The organism is Lentilactobacillus sp. TOM.63 (assembly GCF_030361045.1).
GTDB lineage: Bacteria > Bacillota > Bacilli > Lactobacillales > Lactobacillaceae > Lentilactobacillus > Lentilactobacillus dabitei.
In genome coordinates, this window is record NZ_JAUCAP010000006.1 from 1 (window position 1) to 20,170 (window position 20,170).

The 20,170-nt window shown below is 42.3% G+C and carries 16 protein-coding genes and 2 pseudogenes; 5 read left to right on the plus strand and 13 right to left on the minus strand.

Features of this window, described 5'->3' with window-relative positions; all coding sequences use genetic code 11:
* Nucleotides 1-178: 178 nt before the first annotated feature.
* On the minus strand, nt 179-1,375 hold the full coding sequence (locus tag QUF07_RS01900; protein WP_289426669.1) for an MFS transporter: 1,197 nt from the start codon (nt 1,373-1,375) through the stop codon (nt 179-181).
* 317 nt (nt 1,376-1,692) lie between these two features.
* The gene (locus QUF07_RS01905) at nt 1,693-3,663 is read right to left on the minus strand and encodes a glycoside hydrolase family 127 protein (protein WP_289426670.1); all 1,971 of its coding nucleotides are present in this window, start codon (nt 3,661-3,663) and stop codon (nt 1,693-1,695) included.
* 531 nt (nt 3,664-4,194) lie between these two features.
* On the opposite strand from QUF07_RS01905, the gene QUF07_RS01910 reads away from it, so the two are divergent.
* The gene (locus QUF07_RS01910; protein ID WP_502878954.1) at nt 4,195-5,145 is read left to right on the plus strand and encodes a helix-turn-helix domain-containing protein; all 951 of its coding nucleotides are present in this window, start codon (nt 4,195-4,197) and stop codon (nt 5,143-5,145) included.
* A gap of 285 nt (nt 5,146-5,430) precedes the next feature.
* A complete protein-coding gene (locus QUF07_RS01915; RefSeq protein WP_289426672.1) occupies nt 5,431-6,567 on the plus strand; it encodes a GH25 family lysozyme in 1,137 nt (378 codons plus the stop codon).
* Between the two features lie 406 nt (nt 6,568-6,973).
* On the opposite strand, the gene QUF07_RS01920 is transcribed toward QUF07_RS01915, so the two are convergent.
* From QUF07_RS01920 to QUF07_RS01950, 7 genes and pseudogenes are all read right to left on the minus strand, one after another.
* A complete protein-coding gene (locus QUF07_RS01920) occupies nt 6,974-7,177 on the minus strand; it encodes a helix-turn-helix domain-containing protein (RefSeq protein WP_054748295.1) in 204 nt (67 codons plus the stop codon).
* Nucleotides 7,178-7,186: 9 nt separating this feature from the next.
* Nucleotides 7,187-7,513 (minus strand): annotated as a pseudogene (locus QUF07_RS01925) (DUF2975 domain-containing protein); the annotation flags it as partial.
* Nucleotides 7,514-7,534: 21 nt separating this feature from the next.
* Entirely contained in the window at nt 7,535-7,666 is a 132-nt protein-coding gene (locus QUF07_RS01930; protein ID WP_289426673.1) for a hypothetical protein, read from the minus strand.
* A 317-nt stretch (nt 7,667-7,983) separates the two neighbouring features.
* On the minus strand, nt 7,984-9,501 hold the full coding sequence (locus QUF07_RS01935) for a YfcC family protein (RefSeq protein WP_217164296.1): 1,518 nt from the start codon (nt 9,499-9,501) through the stop codon (nt 7,984-7,986).
* Between the two features lie 16 nt (nt 9,502-9,517).
* Nucleotides 9,518-10,666 (minus strand): ArgE/DapE family deacylase, encoded by a 1,149-nt coding sequence (locus QUF07_RS01940; RefSeq protein ID WP_217164294.1) that lies wholly within the window; start codon nt 10,664-10,666, stop codon nt 9,518-9,520.
* A 166-nt stretch (nt 10,667-10,832) separates the two neighbouring features.
* A complete protein-coding gene (locus tag QUF07_RS01945) occupies nt 10,833-11,738 on the minus strand; it encodes a metal ABC transporter solute-binding protein (RefSeq protein ID WP_289426674.1) in 906 nt (301 codons plus the stop codon).
* 112 nt (nt 11,739-11,850) lie between these two features.
* Nucleotides 11,851-12,498: a peptidoglycan recognition protein family protein gene (locus QUF07_RS01950; protein ID WP_347339417.1), complete on the minus strand. Its 648-nt coding sequence runs from the start codon at nt 12,496-12,498 to the stop codon at nt 11,851-11,853.
* A gap of 191 nt (nt 12,499-12,689) precedes the next feature.
* On the opposite strand from QUF07_RS01950, the pseudogene QUF07_RS01955 reads away from it, so the two are divergent.
* Nucleotides 12,690-13,306: pseudogene (locus QUF07_RS01955) on the plus strand (isochorismatase family protein).
* 485 nt (nt 13,307-13,791) lie between these two features.
* The gene (locus QUF07_RS01960) at nt 13,792-13,962 is read left to right on the plus strand and encodes a hypothetical protein (protein ID WP_217164288.1); all 171 of its coding nucleotides are present in this window, start codon (nt 13,792-13,794) and stop codon (nt 13,960-13,962) included.
* Between the two features lie 91 nt (nt 13,963-14,053).
* On the opposite strand, the gene brnQ is transcribed toward QUF07_RS01960, so the two are convergent.
* From brnQ to QUF07_RS01980, 4 genes are all read right to left on the minus strand, one after another.
* Nucleotides 14,054-15,457 (minus strand): branched-chain amino acid transport system II carrier protein, encoded by a 1,404-nt coding sequence (gene brnQ, locus QUF07_RS01965; protein ID WP_217164286.1) that lies wholly within the window; start codon nt 15,455-15,457, stop codon nt 14,054-14,056.
* Nucleotides 15,458-16,094: 637 nt separating this feature from the next.
* A complete protein-coding gene (locus tag QUF07_RS01970) occupies nt 16,095-16,964 on the minus strand; it encodes an alpha/beta hydrolase (protein ID WP_217342442.1) in 870 nt (289 codons plus the stop codon).
* Nucleotides 16,961-18,193, minus strand: coding sequence for a PTS transporter subunit EIIC (locus QUF07_RS01975; protein ID WP_249778663.1), 1,233 nt, complete (start codon nt 18,191-18,193; stop codon nt 16,961-16,963). Before QUF07_RS01975 ends, QUF07_RS01970 begins: the two co-directional genes overlap by 4 nt.
* A gap of 32 nt (nt 18,194-18,225) precedes the next feature.
* Nucleotides 18,226-18,930, minus strand: a complete 705-nt coding sequence (locus tag QUF07_RS01980; RefSeq protein ID WP_217164283.1) for a B3/B4 domain-containing protein — start codon at nt 18,928-18,930, stop codon at nt 18,226-18,228.
* 179 nt (nt 18,931-19,109) lie between these two features.
* Here QUF07_RS01980 and QUF07_RS01985 point away from each other — a divergent pair, with 179 nt between their 5' ends.
* Nucleotides 19,110-20,084, plus strand: a complete 975-nt coding sequence (locus QUF07_RS01985; RefSeq protein ID WP_289426675.1) for a 2-hydroxyacid dehydrogenase family protein — start codon at nt 19,110-19,112, stop codon at nt 20,082-20,084.
* Nucleotides 20,085-20,170 lie beyond the last annotated feature (86 nt).

Sequence of the window (20,170 nt, forward strand, 5' to 3'; positions counted from 1 at the left end):
GAAAATGCAAAATACCCATCAAACGCGTGAAACATGTGTTTGATGGGTATTTTGTGTATTTTTATGAATAAATCAGGGAATGGAAAACTGATTTGCATTTATAAACACTTTGCCGACTAATCTTAGATTGCTTTGCAGATCATCACAGGTCATCTAACAGAAAAAATCTCTTAGATCATTAGATTGTCTGTCTTGAAATTCTTGGTTTATTATTAGCCAATATTTTGGCCAACTCAACGATGCATACAACCGTCGCAATGATGCCAGCCGTAAAGAACAGGCTATGATCTGTCCCGCCCACGTTAATCAGTTTACTAACATATGGACAGAGAAAGTTAGCAGAATTGGTGCTGACCATCAATATCGTCGTTGCATCATTGCTATATTTTTGAGGCACAAATGACAGTCCCTTCGAAAAAATGAATGGAATGAAGAGACCAAAGCTGAAGCCTACGCCAAAGGCACCGATGAGACAGGTCAAGGACGACCCAGCAGCACTAATTGCGAAAACACTCACGGCTTCAATGAAAATTGAAAGTAGCAAAGTAAACTGCTTTGAAACGGCATAAACCATCCCATAAATCGAGCCACCGATTATTGTCCCAATTGACAGAATAACAACGGCACTAGATCCGACGGCCAAAGAACCAAAATTATTATTTAGTATATATGAAGGGAGCTTCACATTAACTGTCATATAAAAGACCATGACAATGAATAACACAATCCAGTAATAACCAAACTGGAACTTAGAAGTTAATGGTACTTTGGAATCAGTTTTCTGGGCATCCTGAACATCTTCATCATCAAATTTGATTTCGGGAACAAATATCAGATACAGCAGGAACAATGGAATACTAATCAGATAAAAGCCAAATGCCATTTTCCAATTTGCAACCATCAATATGAGTCCCACCGCTAATGCACCCCCAGCAGCCCCAAGGCCCTGAAAGGTATTCTGGAACCCAAGCAGTCTTTCCCGTTTTTGGCCGCTGTATAGACGATCAATCAAACTAATACAAAGGGCGTTGAATAATCCAATGCCGATTCCCATCAAAGCCCGCCCGGCCAATAGAAAACTGATGTTTGGCGCCGCCATCGAAACAATCGCTCCTAATGTAGTTAGCCCTGTTCCAGTGAGAACGATCTTCTTGGTGCCGATCTTTTTAATAATGAAGCTACTAATCACAATGAATACTGCCATCGTAAACGATGGGATTGTCACCGATAATTCTGCCGTCTCTGCAGAAACACCCGTAAATTGTTTCATTAATCCCGGAATCGTTGCGGCAGTTGCCCCCGTCGACATCGGTAGTAATGATAATGCCAAAATGGAAAAAGCTACCATTTCAGGTCTTGTTTTCATAGTTTTCATAATTAATTGCCTCCAAATCAAATCCCACAGCCAATCGGATCACTCCAATAATTCCTCATAATCACTAGTATTATAGGGCATAACGGTCATAAGTGATATAGGAAGATGAGATTTTTTGATAATGAAAACGATATTATGCTTTCATTATCGATATAAGCATTGTCAAAACTAAGGAAAATTTACATTGGCTACCGAAAAATGGGACTATCCATTAGTTTTTAGTCAACAATTGTATTCTCATACAAAAAGAAACCACCAAAAAGTTTGCTCTTTTCAGTGATTCCTTGAATTAAAGTATTCAGTTAATCAATCTTGGGTTACTTATTCAACCAAACCCTCATTTGACCATTCTCACGGTTAGCCCATGCATAATATGGTACAAGGGTAAGTTCAGTCGAGTCAGAATCAACCGGCTTGGTCGCATCAACATATAGTGGCGCATTGTCGTCATCGATCTTTTGACGTTTGGCGGTAACCTTCACAACGCCAACACCATCTAAAAGCTTTTCATCATACTTATATTCAGTCTTAGCGCCTGGGGTGACTTCATAAAGCGAAAGTGGTGCCTGGTTGTCAGCCTGTTCTGCAGCGTAGACGATTGGCCCACGTTGAATGGCAACTTCATTAAAGTCATCGCTAACCCGGTTACTTGCACGCATGAATTTCACATCCATATCAAGCTTCAAATCAATGGTTAATGACTTGTCATCAACATTAAGATAGATAAAGCCGTCTTCTACAGGTAAGTCCTTAGCAGAACCGTTCACTTCTAAGTCAAAGTTAGCCGACCAACTCGGAATTCGGATGCCTAACTTGAATGACTTGTCGTTAGGATTTTCGATTTCGTAGTGAATGTCACCGCTCCATGGGAAGTGGTTAGTTTGAACAATCTTCAAGCCATCATCAAATTCAGCTTCATTTGAAATGAATTGGTGTGACAAGATGGTGTCACCGTTAACGGTGTACAGATACTCATCAACAGAGGTAATTAGCCGAGCCAAGTTAGCTGGGCAGCAAGCGCAGCCAAACCAGTCAGCCCGATGAGTCAAGACGTGTGATTTACCTGGGTTACCTTTTGAGGCCTTTGGGTCAGCTTCAAGTGGGTTTACATAGAAGAAGTGCTTGCCGTCAAGTGCCATGCCACTCAAGGCACCGTTGAACAATTCTTTTTCAAGGACATCCCCATATTCACCTTTGGCGTGAATATTTAACATTTGCCGAGCAAAGAATGACATTCCCACTGAAGCACAGGTCTCACCATAATCGGTATCGTTTGGCAAATCGTAGTCGTAGGTAAATGCTTCACCAGTCGTGGTTTGACCAATGTTCCCAGTGATGTACATTTGCCGTTTAACGATATCGTTCCAGAAACGATCACAGGCTGCAAGTAAGTCCTTATCACCCGTGTAACGAGCCACGTAAGCCATTCCTGTGCAAAGATAAACAACGCGAACCGCGTGACCTTGAGGCACCTTTTGATCCTTGATTGGTTCTGCGGCCAAGTAGTATTCCCGAGGGAAGTCACGCATCCCAGCAATTAGATCACGGTCAGGGCTATCCCCATCAGCTTTAATCTGTTTATCGAAGAAGGCTGGGTCTTGACCCCGTTGATTCAAGAAGTAGTGAGCTAAGTCAAGATAACGTTTCTCGCCGGTTTCTTCGTACAAACGAGAAAGCGCAAGTTCAATTTCTGGGTGACCATCGTAACCGTGAATTTTGCCTTCTTCTAGGCCAAAGTTCTTGTCAATGCAGTCAGCCATGCGCTTTGCAATATCCAAGGCCTTTTGATTGCCGGTTTCGTGATGGTAAGCAACACCAGCTTCAATGTAATGACCCATTGTATAAAGTTCATGGGACTGTTGCAGGCGCTTGAATTTACGTTCGGGTGCATCAATTTGGAAGTAGGTTGAGAGATAGCCATCGTCTTCTTGGGCATCAGCAATCAAATCAATCAAATTATCAGTGATCTTCTTGAGATCTGGATTTGGGTGGTAGCCAAATGAGTAAGCTGCCGCCTCTAACCATTTATAGACATCGGTATCTTGGAATGGGAAGCCATAGTGATGGCCTTTCATCTGCCCAGCCGCAATCTTTAAGTTGGCAATGGCATGACTATTTATGTCTTGACCATTGTTTTGGGGATCTTCAGAAATTGAAATATCAGCTTCGTCGTTCATCACTTTCCATTGATAAGGAAGCACTTCTTTAACGACGAGTTCACGATAATGTTTCCAAAAGTCTGAAGTAACTTTGACACTATTTAATTTTGGCGTTGAATAAACTTGCATTTTAATATTTCCTCCTAAAGGTATTGTTAATTAATTGTAAACGACATCACTATGCTTGAGTACTCGCCATATTGGCGTCAACCTTTGCATTTGAACTCATGGTGAAAACCACCGGCGCATATATAGAATTCATTTAACCGCTTTCATTTACGATTAAAATAAACCATCCAGCTAATTCCTAAATTTGAGGATCATTATTCAAGGAGGTGAACTTCTTGTTGGACTAGCCATCGACATGATTTTCAACTTCCTTTCTATCAAAGATTCCTCCGCCCAAAGAACTATTTCCTATCCATTTCCTATTTACAAGTTAAATAGTAACCGTTTTCAAAACAGAAAAAAAGGGCTATAATAGCAAAACAGGTGATGTAATCCGACCAGTTACTATTATGAGTTACTAATAAGTCGCTTATGAAATGCCTTTATGCATAATTTTATGATATCTGGCACTCATTTCCGACATTTGCTTACTTGATCCGTTTATGGATGTTTGGTGACTATTTCCGATTAAGTGTTAGGGAGGCGTTTATGATGTTATTTTCCACATTTACACTAGAAAAAACACTTCTATACTACAAGGGAGGTGAGTTTGTTGCCCATGGGCCTTGGCGTCATCGCAGAATGTATCATAAAGGCGATTATGAATTAATTTTGTGTATTAAAGGACCGGTTTATCTTCAAATCAACGACCAGCGGTATACACTGCAACCTCATGAAGTTCTGATTGTTCCGCCATTTACCACATTTTATGGGTATCAAGATTCCCCAGCTGACGTTGACTTTTACTGGCTGCACTTTTTCTCACAGCACAAAGAAGATACTGTGAATTCGGATGAAGATATCATGACGGCCGAAGTGAAGGCCAAGCAAAGTAAGAAGCGCAAAATTTTTTTACCAATGTATTTCAAGCTCCAAGATTATGAAGAAGCAACCATTCTCATTCATCAGATCTTGTCAATCCACAATGAGCTATCCTTTATTGAAAAGCGCGATTACCTTGTATCTGCTTTATTGATTCAACTATACAAATCTTACTTTAATCGCCCCGATGCTAGTAAGGATAGCACCCGCATCAATTACATGAAGGAGTGGATCCGGGCCAACATGTCCAGCACCTTGACGGTTGCCGGAATTGCCGATCGGATCCACCTCAACCCTGATTACCTAACCCGATTATTCAAACGCTACACCGGCATGACGACACTTCAATATCTGAATCACGTCAAAATCGAGGTTGCCACCTTATTACTTGTTCGGACAGAAATGCCAATCAAACAGGTTGCTGATAATTCATACTTCAATGATCCAAAGGTATTTATGCGCCGCTTCAAGAGTGAAATGGGCCTCTCTCCAAGTGAATACCGCAAGTCTTATAATTTGATTCACCTGAACAATCCCCACGTTGACCCACAAATTCCAATTCCAAAGCGGATTGCTGATTCGATTGACTATATCCCGGAAAATGGCGATATTCCTGAATAAATAGAGGAATTTATCATGAAATTTTTAAAAACCAGATTTGCTGGTCAGGTGATTCGCTCCTAATTTTTCCAACTTATTTTAATCGTAATTGCGTGGCGAGTTAGTACCCACCAGATGCCAATAATATTACAACGATTACAATTACCGCCGGAGTATTACTATTAATTTACTGGCGTTTTTCATTAGATCGCAAAAAGGATAAATCTAAGTGGAAATTCTTCTGTAAACCGGCTATTCGTGTTAGTATCACAAGTGAACACAATACTTAAATGAGGGTGAAAAAGTATGAAAATAAACCGAAAATCTGGTTTGGCAATTTTAGGATTAGTTGCAGGCGGAATATTAATGGGTAGTTCGATTAATGCAAACGCCGCACTTTATCCTTCAAGTAATTTACCAAAAACCGACATGGTTGATGTTTCCAGCTGGCAGGGCAATTTAACCGCCGCTGATTATCAAACCCTGGCCTCAAACGGGGTTAAAGCCGTCACGATTAAAGCCTCAGAAGGAACGGGATATGCGAATCCATACCTTTCCCAACAGGTGCAATACGCCCAACAAGCTGGCTTAAGCATCAATTTTTATCATTTTGCTCACTTTACTTCAACTGACCAAGCTCAAGCCGAAGCTCAAAACTTTATTAACGCTGTGAAATCAGTGACAAGTTCGACCAACGTTGTCATGGTCACCGATTTTGAATCAAGTGAACTGGCGCAAGTGTCAAAAGCTGACAATGATGCCAACCTGGCAGCATTTGACGCCGCATTGAACCAAGCTGGTTACAATAAGACCGATCTGTACACGATGGCAAGTTGGCTCGGAGTTCACGTTGATACCAATGCGACGAATGCTGGCTGGATTGCTGACTATCCGAACCAGCCCAGCGGCTCCAAATATCCCAACGCCAATGCCTGGCAGTGGGCATCTGATTACCGCTTCCCAAGTATCAACCAGAATCTGGATGTCAGCTCAATGAATAATGATTACTACTTAAATTCAGGAATTGTTAATACATCAGGTACTGCCACGTCGTCTTCCTCAAGCAGTAGCAGTGCCGCAAGTTCATCGAGTGCATCCAGCACGACGCCAACTTCCACCCATGCATCAAAGAAGCCCCAAGTTGTCTTGGTACCGGGTCCATCAGCCGGCAAACAATATTCGGCTTCGCGGTCTGCATCGGTTAAGTTGGTTTGGCGAAAGAACATGGGCAGACATTACTATACGACCACCAAGGGAGCGCGTTATTCCAAGCATCTTGGCACTCGTTACGGGTATAATTCAGCATTACCAAACGTCACTTGGGTCACCGATGCGCATGAGAAATTATATAAGAAGAATAGCGGTCATTATGCAATTTATTATCATGTCAAGAGCACCACGGGAAACCATGGTGGCTGGATTTGGAGAGGCTATCTGAAGTAGAGCGCGACAAGCCCTGGGTGATCCCGGAGCATAAGTTAAAGGGTCCAATGGTGAACGCCTTTTGTTCATCGTTGGACCCTTTAACTTATGCAGGAGGGATTAGGGGCGTCGGAGCGCATTTACTCAATGTAATGGCAAATTACTGGGTGATGCGATCCTGGATAGGTGCTTCAGACATCAAATAGGTAAGTTCTAAAATCAACGTGAAACTGGTAGTCATGGGTTTTTTTATTCGATCCTGACTACCAGTTTTATTTTGGCCTATTTTCTTACCAAATTATTTTAAATTCAATACACTCACTCGATTCAAAATCGGTTTGGAATTGCCATCACGTCTCGATAGTGATTTTTCGTCAGCGAATTTCCGAGCCTCTACCGCTCACAACAATCATGTTCCAACGAGTAATTATTCCCGATACTCCAACAAATCACCCGGCTGGCACATCAGCGCCTCACACAGTTTATCAAGGGTCGAAAACCGAATTGCCCGGGCTTTGCCAGTTTTTAAAATTGAAATATTCGCCATGGTGATGCCAACTTCCTTAGATAGTTCCGTAACAGACATTTTTCGTTTTGCTAACATCACATCTAAATTGACCACAATTGCCATTTTCTCACCTCACACCGTGTATTGACTTTCAAGTTTCAATTGAGTTGCCTTTTCAAGTAATTTTTCCAAAATTGCTGCGAAGACGGACACAACGAACGGAATCATTGCAACAATCGCCATCATCAAAACCAATCCAGGCGCGTCTTCAGCAATGGCAAGCTGATAAACCATTGGCAGGAAAAAAATGTAGCAAATCCCCATCCCCGCCAATGCATACTTAATTCGCTTAATTGCCTGGAGCGCCTGGCCAGAGAAAACATTATCATGATCAATTAATTGAAGAATTCGGTAAGCATATCCCTCAGCGATGTAGAAAAATACCGCGGATAGGTATAGGAAAAAAGCAAATACATATAATTACCAACCAATTTGTGGGTAGATATCACTTAATTTTCCTAACGTCCGGGGAAATGCGATGCCGCAGAGCAACGCAATAATTATCCCAATACAGACTAACGATAACTTTAGGAACAGTGTTTTAATTTTCAAAATATGGCCTCCAATTATTTATTGATTTTCAATAAATAATAGTCGACTTTCAACTATTTTTATATGTTTTTCAATAAGTATTAGACTTCCTTAATGATTCATAAATCATGACACTAAATTGCCTAAGAGATTGAGACGAAAGGCAATTTGATCCCAAAATTTAAGCCAAAAAAAGTCATGCATTCTGGTTGTAAAATGCATGACTTTTTTGGCTTAAACGGCGGTGATCAACCGTTTGTCGCAAGTTTTATCAATATAAAAAGGAGAAATTTGTAAACACTTTGCCGACTAATGTCTCAGCCTCTAATCAAAATAAATTACATAACCGATACAATGGCTAAGAAAACACACGTAACCGCAAACAACGAAACAATTAATTTAGCCGTCCACTTCCACCATACCGTCAAGCTAACGTGCGATAATGCCAAAGCCCCCATTAAAATAGCCGATGTTGGGGTAATGGCAGTGATCAGTCCCGATGATGCCTGGAATGCAGAAACGACAACACTGCCTTCAACGTGTGAAAAGGCCGCCAACGATCCCATGATGCCCATTGTCGCTGCAGCTAATCCAGAGCTGGAAGGAATTAACAATGATAAAACACAGAAAAAGACAAACGCTAAGATGGCAAATACCGGCTTAGGTAGCCCACTCAAGCCAGTTTCACCCCAATGAAGAATTGTGCCAGTGATCATACCGCTATTCATAATTGCTTGAATTCCCCGTGCCACGGCAACAATGATGGCAACGTTCAACAAATCAGCCATCCCATCCATAAACGCTTTGATAAACTGAGATTCCTTCATATGACTAATGAACATAATAACAATTGACATGAACAAAAACAGCAACGTGATTTCATTGAAGTACCAGCTGCCTAGAGATGGAATATCTTTTCCAAGAACGGTTCCAAAGAATGCGTTTCCAGTTAACCAGGTATTAAACGTGTCAAAGAAATTCCAACTTTTATTAATACTTGTCCAGGGAACTAGACCAATAATCATAATCACAAAAGTTAAGCAAAAAGCCCATAGAACTCGTTTTTGAGCCTTAGTTAATGGCTTTGGCGCACTGGTTCGATCGGTCACCGAAAAACGTTTCATATCTTCTTGGCGCTGATTATAAACTAAAGACTTGGTTGGATCTTTTTTGACCTTTTCAGCATAGTGAATGACAAACCAAATTGCCATCCCAGTTACAATTACCAGTAAAATGATCCGAGAAAACAACCCCACACCTGGAGAAATCTTAATAATTCCAGATGCCACGCCTGTTGCGAACGGATTGACCGTCGAAGCCAGATCACCGACACGAGTGCTCAATAGAATAATCCCCACGGCAACTAACGAATCATAACCGACCCCCATCATGATCGGAATTAGCAATGGGAAGAAGGCCATCGTTTCTTCACCCATCCCATAAGTTGAACCGCCGACCGAAAAGAGAATCATCAAAATAATAATCAATCGTTTTTCGTGACCAGTATATCGGTGAACAATTGCCCGGATGCCATCATCCAGGGCACCGGTTTGATTGACAACTCCTAAAAAACCACCAATGATTAGAATAAACATTGATATTTCAATGGCGCCGGTGGTCTGCTTGTTGCCAATCATCCCAATAATCGGGGCCATCAACACATCCCATAAGCCTTGGGTATGGCTGGCAACTGTGTGATAAGTACCGCTAATAAGATTCCCGTCAGCAGTCGTCGCGTACGTTCCGGCTGGAATGAACCAGGTTAAAATGGCAATAAATACAATAATTCCAAAGAGAATTGTGAACGCCGATGGCATCTTAAATCGATGCTTTGTTGGCTGGTTAGAATGATCCATTCAATTTCACCCCACTTTATTCAAAAAATGCGCTTGCGAACTGCTTATAGAATTCGACCGATTTGTGGTAAACCGCCACATCAACGTATTCATTACTTTGATGAGCGGTTCCGTTGCCCGGGCCTAATAAGGCAATACTAAAATCACCTTTAGCGTGTAAGAACTCGGAACCATCGCTGGCGCCAGATTGGCCATTCGCAACTAAAGGCTTGTCATACATTTGATCATGAACTTTTTTAATTAATTTGATAAACGGTGAATTGGCATCACCTGGCATGGCTTCTTCAGGAAAACTATACCGAATGCTTAATTCATAACCTTCTTTTTGATTCAGTTTACCCACCAAATTATTTAAGGCATCAAAAACAACTTTGTTGGGATATTCTGGAATTGTCCGAATGTTACCCTTAATGACTGCCTTCGCAGGGACACTATTAATCTGCTCACCACCATTAAAGAGGCTTTGAACGTGGGTTAATTTTCCTAACATAGGATCGACTTTATTAAATTGGGCCATTAACGGCTTGACTTCATTGGCAAAATCAATCAAATGGTCGATCGCGTTAACCCCTTTTTCCGGCTGAGAACTGTGAGCCCCCTTACCAATTGAGGTAATAATGTAATCAATAACGCCCTTGGAAGTAAAGCCAACCTCGCTCATCTCATTACCAGGTTCGGCGATTAACATGCCGCCAATCCCATCAACGTAGCCTTCCTTGGTCAGTTGGGCCGCCCCGTATTCCCCAGTTTCTTCGCCAACGGTTGCAAATAGTTTGATTTTACCGGGAACGGAATCACTTTCCAACATATCAATCATCGCGACAATCAACGCTGCCAAGCCGCTCTTCATGTCCGTTGCGCCACGGCCATATAATTTACCATCTTTAATGGTTGCTTTAAACGGATCACTATTCCAAGCCTGGCGGTCTCCGGCATCAACAACGTCTTCGTGACCGGAAAACCCCAGCACCTTCTCACCCTTCCCAATGGTGACGATCAAGCTATCTCGGTGCGGGGCATAGGTTACCCGCTCTATTTTGACACCTTGGCTTTTATAAGGCTCAAAAAGCGATGAGATATAATCAGCAACCTGATCCTCATGATTATTAACGGATTGAATCGCAATTAAATTTGACAAAATATCAATTTGTTTCTGTTTTTCCACTCCATTCAGCTCCTCAAAAATGTATTTTAGATCATGTGAAAATGATAACATGGATTACAGTAAAAAACTCTTGATAGTTGAAAGACCATCAAGAGTTAACATACCATGTTGCATATTTAATTACAAATTTTGTTCAAATTGGCGAAACTGACACCGAATGTGAATTTTATTTCAAAATATTCAGTAATTGTGAATACTGGCTATCCATCCACTGAACATAGTCCTTGTTTGCCGGCAGAGTTTCAGTTACAGGCAAAACAGGCACATTATTCTTCTTGGCCAAGGCAACTAAGTTATTCACTGTCTTATCGTCAACTTGCTTATTAAATACAAAGAATGCAATCTTGTGATTTTTGATACCGTTTTGCATATCTTTAATTGTTTGTGGTGAAGGATCAACATCTTTTTCGGTATCATTTTCAAATTGAGCATCGCCGACCTTAAAGCCTATCGCTTGCAAGGCGTAGTCAAAGACTGGTTCGCTGACATAAACTTCCTTGTTCTTCTTAGTTGAAGCAACTTGCTTTAATTGGGCAATCTTATCATTAATTGGCTTTAATGACGCAATATACTTCTTAGCATTCTTCTTGAAATAGGCCTTGTTCTTTGGTTGAAGCTTACCAAGCTTGGTGGCAATTGTATTGGCTAACTTCGGCATCGTTGCCGGGTTATACCAAAGATGAGGATTATCGCCATTTTGCTTAGCCATCAAGTCTTCGCCAGCCTTAATGTAGTCGACCTTCTTACTATCCTTAACGAGTTTGCTCATCCAGCCATCATAGCCAATCCCATTGGCAATCACAATCTTTGAGCCAACTGTTTGTTTAGCCACTTTGGTTGTTGGCTGATAATCGTGGGGGTCAATATTAGGGTTTGTAATGACTGAAGTGACATCCCCATGCTTGCCAGCAACCTGCTTAGCAACTTCCCCATAAAAATCAGTAGTAGCGGTGATCTTGATTTTGCCGTTACTTGATGAGCCTTGATTGGAACAGCCTGCAGCAACAACACCAAGGCCAACAACCAGAAGTGCAACAAATAATAACTTAAACTTGGACAACTTATGTAACATCGAATTACCTCTTCCTCTTTTTAAATGGTACTGATTACTCTTTAGATCATAAAATAAAAAAAGCCATTTGTAAATAAAAATTTTCATTTTTACAAATAACTTTTATGGAGCTTTACAAATTATGATAGTTGGTCAGAACTAAATGATAAAATTGTTTCATTGTATACGACTGATGAAAATACTTTTTCCCACATTTCTTATAATAGCCGGTTGGATCGGTATGGTCTGAGCCACCCAGGTATTTCGCAACCGCTCCGTGCGACCAAACCGTTCCCTTACCATCATAGCAGGCATCATTTGGCTTCAATTGATACGTTTTGAGTAAGTATGCTGTGTAGTAAGCCGCGTTTTCTACTTCCTCGGCAAAATTCTTTTTCGAATGCATTTCAATCTGTTCGAATTGCATGAACCTAGCATTGCCGGGATAACCAACGCCCCAGCAGAGGTACTTGGTGCTGGCAATATTAATAATATGATCGTCATCCACAAAAGAATGGACAAAGGCATTTCGATAGTTCTTTTTCATATAGGCAATTTCATCAAAGATATCTGAGCGGGAATTACCCGTTTCATGAACGACCACGCCCTCCGGCTTACTTTTGCCGTGGCGATATTTATAATGTGGGAAGCCACCCCAAATTTTCTTAGTAATCGATACATGGGAAATCTGATGACTCGCAATATAGTTATTAACGGCCGATGCCTTTACCAAGGGGTTATAAAGGCTAAAACCAATCAGTAACCCTACAAGAATCACCATAAATTGTAATAATTTATTTTTCATTTCTTAAATCGCCGCTTTGTCTTTATATCATTACTTTCTATCATAATTCAATCAGCTAAACTTGCAAGCGCCTGTTATTTTTTACAAAATTCCGTGGTTTCTAAAACCATTTCGGTGTATCATGAAAGCGAATTCAGGATTTATACCTTAAGGAGGTTTTCTTTGTTATGACAAGTATGGACAGACGCGGTAAAGATGATGAATTGCTTTCACCTTCAAACTCTCTTTTAACAATTATTGATTATCAACCCTACAAGTTAACTCAATTGGCTCAATGAAGCATGCCGATTTGATTGTTAACGCCACGATGGTAGCTAAGGTTGCCAAGTTGTACAAATTACCAATTGTTTTGACAACTGTCAGAGCCAACGGCAAAGCAGAAAATGACACAATTCCTTCAATCAAAAAAGTGGTCGGCGATTTCCACCCTTCCTATGACCGAACGTCGATCAATGCCTGGGAAGATAAGGAGTATAACAAGGCAGTCAAAGCCCCGAACCGTAAGAAAATTATTATCATCGCTTTATGGACTGAGGCTTGCTTAACCTTCCCAACCCTTGATGCAATTAAGGAAGGCTATGAAGTTTATCCAGTTGTCGATGCAGTTGGCGGCACTTCAACGATCGCCCACGAAACCGCATTAAGAAGATCGGAACAAGCCGGTGCTCATTTAATTACAATTCCACAAATGCTTTGTGAACTGCAGCGGGATTGGAATCGGACCGAAACGGTTACTGGTTTTAATAAGTTGATGACGGAAAATGGCGGATTTATTCCGATGTGATTCAGTGATCGGAGTAAAGCGGTTAAGAATCGGAATGTAAGTCTCCTATCGGGGAAATTCCTGGTTTTGGAATTTTTTCGGTAGGTGCTTACATGCAGATTCTTGCTTTACGCAGCTGTCCTAAATAAGTGAGCGGGGCTAAGCGGTTAATAACCGGAGCATAAGTCTCCCCAAGCAGAAATCCTGGTTTTGGATTTTTGCTTGGGGTGCTTATGTGCAGGTTATTGCTTAGCGGAGCTGTCCTAAACCAGTGAGCGACGAGCAACGGGTGATGCGGTACCTAAAGGGCTTTGGACTTAAACCCCGGTTTTGGGTTTGAGTTCAAAGCCCTTTAGATTTTAGCATCAGTTGCGTCGGAGCGGTCCTAATCCAGAGTATGGACTGTGCTGCGTGGTGGAACACATTTTAACTCAGTCCAGATATATCGCATTATTAACTGACGTTGCCTCTCACCAGATAAATCTACGTCGCAAGGAGGTCCAAAAATGTCTGACCCTCAAAAACACTCAGAAAAGGAACAAAAGCAGCTATCAACGACTGACCATATTTCAAGCGACCCTTTCTACAACCCTGAAAATCTGGCTGAGTTACGGCGCAGAGCCAACGACGTCCGTAATGGAAAAGTCAAGCCGTACAAATTGCTTAAGGATGAGTAATCATCGTCACGATACAAAGAGCTTGCATCTCAGCATAATTGCCAAGATGCAAGCTCTTTTACTTTTAAAATAAAGAATAGGTTTTCTAATTTTAGTTATCTTCTGACTGAGAACTCGTTGCCCGGGTTCTGCCCAAGACTGGCCGTAAGAAATGATAGCCTAATCCAAGAACTGTACCGATAGCGGCTGGGACAACCCAATCCATCCCGAGACTTGCAAATGGTAAGACATGGGCTTGGAAGGTACCTAAAGCCTGCCCAAAGGCGCTCTGGCTGACAACTGGTGGGAATGCTGCAACCATGTCGAGTACGGCTGGTACAGTTGTGAAACCAACGACCAACGCATAAACAACTGGATCGCGGTCAAATAACGGTGAAAATACTGACAGCAAGATTAAGACCATTGCGAATGGATACAGGAACATCAGCATTGGTGTCGACCACTGGATGATTGTATCAAGGCCAAAGTTGGCAGTCCCAAACGATGCCAAGCACATGAAACTTAACCAAGTTCGGTAACTAACCTTTGGAAAATGCTTGTGGAAGTCTTGAGCAAATGCTGCAACCAACCCAACGGCCGTCGTCAAACAAGTAACCGTCAATAAAGTGGCCAGTAATGCGTGACCAAAGCCGCCAAGATAATAAGTGACCAACTGATTGAAGGCAACCCCGCCATCAGCGGAAACTTTATAAGTAGACAAGGTTGTCGTTCCCAACCAGATCAAAACAACATAGATAAAACCGATAGCGGCCGTCGCGAATACGCCAGCTTTTGCAGTTACTTTGGCGTTACTGCTGGGTTTCGTTTTACCAAGTTGACGAACAGCAGTCACAACAGTTACCCCGAAGGCTAATCCAGCCAAGGCGTCCATCGTGTTATAGCCTTGCAAGAAACCGTTGAAGAATGAAGCGTGTTTGTAAGCAACCGTAGCAGCTTGATCAGCGGCACTACCCATTGGATGCGTGAAACCAAGTAGGAAAACACTAAATAATAGCAGCAAGAATAATGGATTTAACACTTTTCCAATTGTCGTCATGATATTAGATTCTCTGAATGAAATGAGAAATGCCAACCCAAAGAATACGACTGAGAATACGAGTAAACCAACGTGGGCCATTGACGCTGGCAATAGTGGCTGCACACCAACGCTGAATGGAACGGTAGCCGTCCGAGGTGTCCCGAATAATGGCCCGATGGTTGCATGAATCATGATCATGAACACCAAGGCAAATACTGGGCCAAGTGGCTTACCAATATCATAAACTCCTTCAGAACGGGTAACGGCAACCGCCAGCACCGAGAGTAATGGTAGTAACACCGCAGTCACGAGGAAGCCGAGTGTTGCCAACACCCAATGAGAACCTGCCAGTTGACCCAAATGAATTGGGAAAATTAAGTTACCGGCACCAAAAAACAAACCAAACAGCATCGAACTGACGACAAAGTAATCACGTTTCCTTAACGGATTTGGATTTAAATCTTGTAAATCTTTCATAATTGATGAACTCCTTTAGTAAATACGTTTTTTCAAAGCACTTAATCGGACCGTTGCTAATCTGAGATTTCAAGAAAACCATCACCTTTCATTTAGATTTGGAAAACGCTGGGGACACTGAGAAATTAATAATGTGTGGGTGTGGGTATTCGGTTACAGCGCTGAGGACAGCTCCTCCAGGCAATAACCTGCACATAAGCACCACAAACAAAAATCCAAAGGCGGGATTTCTGCTTGTGGAGACTTATGTTTCGGTTATTAAACGCCTGGATCCGCTCACTCCATAAAAATAGGCGTCCCTAATTCAGCGTTAACTGAATTAAGGGCGCCTATGTGCACTTTACCACCTTATATTTGCAGTTATATCACTACAACTGCCTTTCACGTACGGCCTCAAAAGGCGATACGCTAACACGATAATGGGTGTCACCAATGCACGTTACTTAATTTCTTCGGTGCATCGCTCAAAAGGGATTTTCACACTTTTTGTCCTGCCTTCTCCCACCAAACAAGGCTCGCTTTCGGATGTAAAAATGCTACTCAACTTTCTCACAGCGTTCTCTCATTAATTTAACGTTTATCTTAGACGGTTACCGTGGCGATGTCAATAGGGAAAACTGAAATTTCGCTTAAATCACTAATGAAGTTCTGGTTCATTCGGTTGAACTCGGTATCGCCGCTTAGCCGTTAACATATAGTTGTTAATCAGACTCACGATTTGGCGATTCTGGGGGAGATCTGAATGTTGGGCATCCGACCCTGACACGGTCACCGTTGTAAAGTGCTTCACCTGACCTTGAAAAACGTAGCGGCTGGCCATCACACTCATTAAAGGAACGATCCCATCAGAGGTATAGTTTTGTGTCCCAGCGACCGAATAGACATTTAAAGTAGTGGGCAGTTCCCGCCGATTTTTGATGAGGTCAGATAACATCTGGGTTTTATTATTAATGCTACGTTCATTGAAATTAAATGGTGACCCAATCGTCATCAGCTTTGTGACTTGAACCTCATTGGCATACTGCGAATAATCCTTTTCAAGAAAAACGGTAAAAATTAATCCACCATTAGAATGACCAACCACTTCAAACCGACTAAAACTCAAACGCTTATTTAAAGCCTTAAAGGCAATGTTAAATTGACGCGCCTGATTCTTAATGTTTGAATAACCGTCTTGATTATTTTCAAATCCGACGACAACAATTGGCGCGCGATCCCGGGGGCGGATTTGACCAGAAAACGTTAACTGATCGTTTTTAGCCACTCGAATCTTCAGTAAACTATGAGGATTTCTTCGATTCATGTTTAAGGCTTTGACTAACGAGTCAAACCGGTTCTCTGTCGCCGAACTTCCCGGAATCATGATCAGTGGAACTAACGTTGAATTATGACGCTGGGCTAATTGTGAAACGCTTTTTCGCGACCATTGAAGCGATACAACGATCACAGCGATAACCATAACAATGCTTATTAGAGCGACTACCCAATGTTTTTTCTGCCATGTCATTTCAACTCACCCGCACTTTTTTGCACCCTTTCAGCCAACTTGATAAATGGCGCGTACATTAAAACATCAATCACAATTAAGAAGATTCCCAGTAATAATGATACCCAATTACCATTTGTTCCTAAAAAGGCGATTAAGGGTCCCGGCGTACCTGCTGGAACTGGATAAACAGCCGCTGGGAGCCAATGTAGCGCCAAAAGCGTCGCAGCAATTGTCATATTAACGACGGGCACTAGAATAAATGGCAATAGAAAAATCGGATTAAATAAGACTGGAATCCCCACCATCATGGCATAATGGCTATTAAAAACGGCTGGAAAGATTGACCACTTCGAGACAGTTCGGCTGTCCGCTCGTTTTGAAAAAATCAAAATGGTAATAATCAAAGCTAACATCACGCCATTACCGCCAAAGTTAGCAAAGCTGTGAAATAGCGTGGTATCAGTGTATAGGTGAGGGGCATTCCAAGGTGATCCCGCTTTTAAAGCATGATTTAAATTCGCAATTGAGGCTGGATCCGTGAACGTCGGGTTGGCTGTAAACGGTCCCCCAATTCCAATCCAAGATAACAATTCCGTTAACGCCCCCATCATTAAGACAAAGGCCAAAGTATGCCCTGACGTTGGCTGTGGCCCACTAACCGTCAGAATTGAAAGAGCCCCCGTTCGCCTTAAAAAACTCATCAGCAAGTTCACACTAAGGGCTAATGCAAAAATGAGGGCTAGCCGCCACATCATTTCTCCCCAATCAGTCTGCTGATTTTTAAACGCAATCAAAATTCGACCACAAACATAGCCAACCAACACACCCACTAGTAACCCTTCTGCCATTAAAGGCAGATTAAAGGTAACTCTACCACCGCTTCGAGGTTCAAACGCAATCATCAAGAACGCTAGTAGTCCTATTAAACCCGCACTTGGTGAAGATTGCCGCCGATACACTTTAACGGTAAAGTAAGAAGTCCCATAAGCACTATACAGGCCAACCATTCCAAGCGTACAGTGATAGACCGTCCCCATTAAAACTGAAAGCTCTCGGTCGAAAGGCAACCATTGAGGGACATTAAAAATTGTCGCGACATACCCACTGGCAGTCAAAAAAACAAACTGTAAGACCTCAGCTGAACTCCCAAGTAAAATCACTGGGAATAACAATTGAAAAGTTTGTTCGATTACCTGGACGACTTTACTGCGATAAGCGCTAGCTGTTAGCATCAATAATCGATTCATTTTTTAAGACCACCCTAATGAAGATCAACTTTTTATTTATAAGTCACCATCGGCTGATTGCGAGCCACATACTGGATCTTTGCCGCAGCTCCCAAATACTTCTCAATATTGCCGGTCAATTCTGTCATTGCCCGCTCATGGTTCTCCCGCCACTCCGGCTTCAAACATTCCGAATACATCAAAATATCAGTTGAATCGTCCGTGGCTTCGACTCGTTTGGCATCCCGCCACGCCCAACAACGGCTGGTAGCCCCTTCATCATCTCGATAAATGACTTCGCCGGGTAAGGCGGGGTCTTCCTCATCTTCACCGATTGCAGTAAAAGGTTCGCCGCCCCTGGCAACTTCCAGACTAATCCCACCTTGAATTTTATTCAGGTCAAGTGCCCCAATCGGAAACCCCGTTCGCAAAGAAATCGCGTTATAGATATCCACTAAGGGATCAATGCTGCGGACTGGATTGCCTTTCTTAGCCCGCTTTAACAGGTTCTCAACCGCAAACCGCGCACCCTTCTTTGTTTTGAACTTTTTGAAAGCTTCTCGCCATTCATGGATCAGTGGGTTAGCGCTAATTGGTTCATTGGGAATTAGATCCTCAACCTGATCATTGGCTTCTGCCAACAGTTCCGGTGGCATTTGTCCCTTATCATGATTATCCAAATTGTGAACCGTAATCACCGCAATTTTGACATCCGGAAAAATTTTCCAAAAGCTTGGTTGGACAGTAAATTGGCTCATCTTATTCCACCTCATTTAATGATTTCAGCATTACCACACTTCATCCCTTATTTTAATTCAGTTATTCACAATGAACAAATCAAAAGTCAACTTTAGCCAGCTCAAAGCGTAAACGATTCCATTCATCACCTTAAATGACCTATAATGAAGTTGTATATAATTTAAGGAGGAGACAGAATATGGCAAAGGTTTTAATTGCGGGACGGATTCCTGAACAGGCATTGAACATTTTAAAAGATGCCGATTTAGACATTGATGTATTTGACGATAGCGGTGCATTGATCACCAAGGATGAGCTCATCAAACGCGTGGCAGATAAGGACTTCCTGATCACCCCATTGTCCACTCAAGTTGATAAAGACGTGATTAACAGCGCCCCAAATCTCAAATTAATCGCCAATTATGGCGCTGGCTTTAACAACATCGACACGGATTACGCCAAATCAAAGGGCATTCCAGTCACCAACACCCCCAAGGTCTCAACTACGTCAACTGCGGAAGTCACTTGCGGATTGATGATTAGCTTGGCTCATCGAATTGTCGAGGGCGATAAGTTGATGCGTGAAGAAGGCTTTTCTGGTTGGGCTCCCCTCTTCTTCCTCGGTCACCAATTGGCCGGCAAAACGTTAGGTATTATTGGCATGGGCCAAATTGGTCAAGCCGTTGCCAAACGAATGCACGCCTTTGACATGAACATCCTATACAGTCAGCGGAAGCAACTCGATCCGACCGTGGAAGCCCAGTTAGGCGCCAAGTTTGCCCGTGTTGATGAAGTCATTGAGAACGCTGACGTCTTAACCCTCCACGTACCGGCAACCCCAGCTACCCACCATATGATCGGTGCTGAACAATTCCGGGCAATGAAGGACAGTGCCATGTTAATTAACGCCTCCCGGGGTCCAGTTATTGACGAAGGCGCCCTTTATGAAGCCTTATTAAATCATGATATTGCTGGGGCAGCGCTCGATGTTTACGAGCATGAACCTAAAGTTGATGATGGCTTCAAGTCACTCAAAAACGTCATTTTGACACCGCATATCGGTAATGCGACGGTGGAGGCCCGTGATGCAATGGCTGAGATTGTCGCAAAGAATATGGTAGCGATGAATAAAGGTGAAAAACCTGATTATATTGTCAATGATGTGACCCTTTAGTCCATCTGAATAGTAAGCCATCAATCAAAAAAGGAGCCAGTTCCAATCAAAATTCGCATGAATTTTTGATTGGAACTGGCTCTTTT

What these genes read in the sequence shown, in the direction of transcription:
- QUF07_RS01900 (WP_289426669.1), bottom strand. Translation starts at nt 1,375, where the DNA reads ATGAAAACTATGAAAACAAGACCTGAAATGGTAGCTTTTTCCATTTTG.
- QUF07_RS01905 (WP_289426670.1), bottom strand. Translation starts at nt 3,663, where the DNA reads ATGCAAGTTTATTCAACGCCAAAATTAAATAGTGTCAAAGTTACTTCA.
- QUF07_RS01910 (WP_502878954.1), top strand. Translation starts at nt 4,195, where the DNA reads ATGTTATTTTCCACATTTACACTAGAAAAAACACTTCTATACTACAAG.
- QUF07_RS01915 (WP_289426672.1), top strand. Translation starts at nt 5,431, where the DNA reads ATGAAAATAAACCGAAAATCTGGTTTGGCAATTTTAGGATTAGTTGCA.
- QUF07_RS01920 (WP_054748295.1), bottom strand. Translation starts at nt 7,177, where the DNA reads ATGGCAATTGTGGTCAATTTAGATGTGATGTTAGCAAAACGAAAAATG.
- QUF07_RS01935 (WP_217164296.1), bottom strand. Translation starts at nt 9,501, where the DNA reads ATGGATCATTCTAACCAGCCAACAAAGCATCGATTTAAGATGCCATCG.
- QUF07_RS01945 (WP_289426674.1), bottom strand. Translation starts at nt 11,738, where the DNA reads ATGTTACATAAGTTGTCCAAGTTTAAGTTATTATTTGTTGCACTTCTG.
- QUF07_RS01950 (WP_347339417.1), bottom strand. Translation starts at nt 12,498, where the DNA reads ATGGTGATTCTTGTAGGGTTACTGATTGGTTTTAGCCTTTATAACCCC.
- QUF07_RS01960 (WP_217164288.1), top strand. Translation starts at nt 13,792, where the DNA reads ATGTCTGACCCTCAAAAACACTCAGAAAAGGAACAAAAGCAGCTATCA.
- brnQ (WP_217164286.1), bottom strand. Translation starts at nt 15,457, where the DNA reads ATGAAAGATTTACAAGATTTAAATCCAAATCCGTTAAGGAAACGTGAT.
- QUF07_RS01970 (WP_217342442.1), bottom strand. Translation starts at nt 16,964, where the DNA reads ATGACATGGCAGAAAAAACATTGGGTAGTCGCTCTAATAAGCATTGTT.
- QUF07_RS01975 (WP_249778663.1), bottom strand. Translation starts at nt 18,193, where the DNA reads ATGAATCGATTATTGATGCTAACAGCTAGCGCTTATCGCAGTAAAGTC.
- QUF07_RS01980 (WP_217164283.1), bottom strand. Translation starts at nt 18,930, where the DNA reads ATGAGCCAATTTACTGTCCAACCAAGCTTTTGGAAAATTTTTCCGGAT.
- QUF07_RS01985 (WP_289426675.1), top strand. Translation starts at nt 19,110, where the DNA reads ATGGCAAAGGTTTTAATTGCGGGACGGATTCCTGAACAGGCATTGAAC.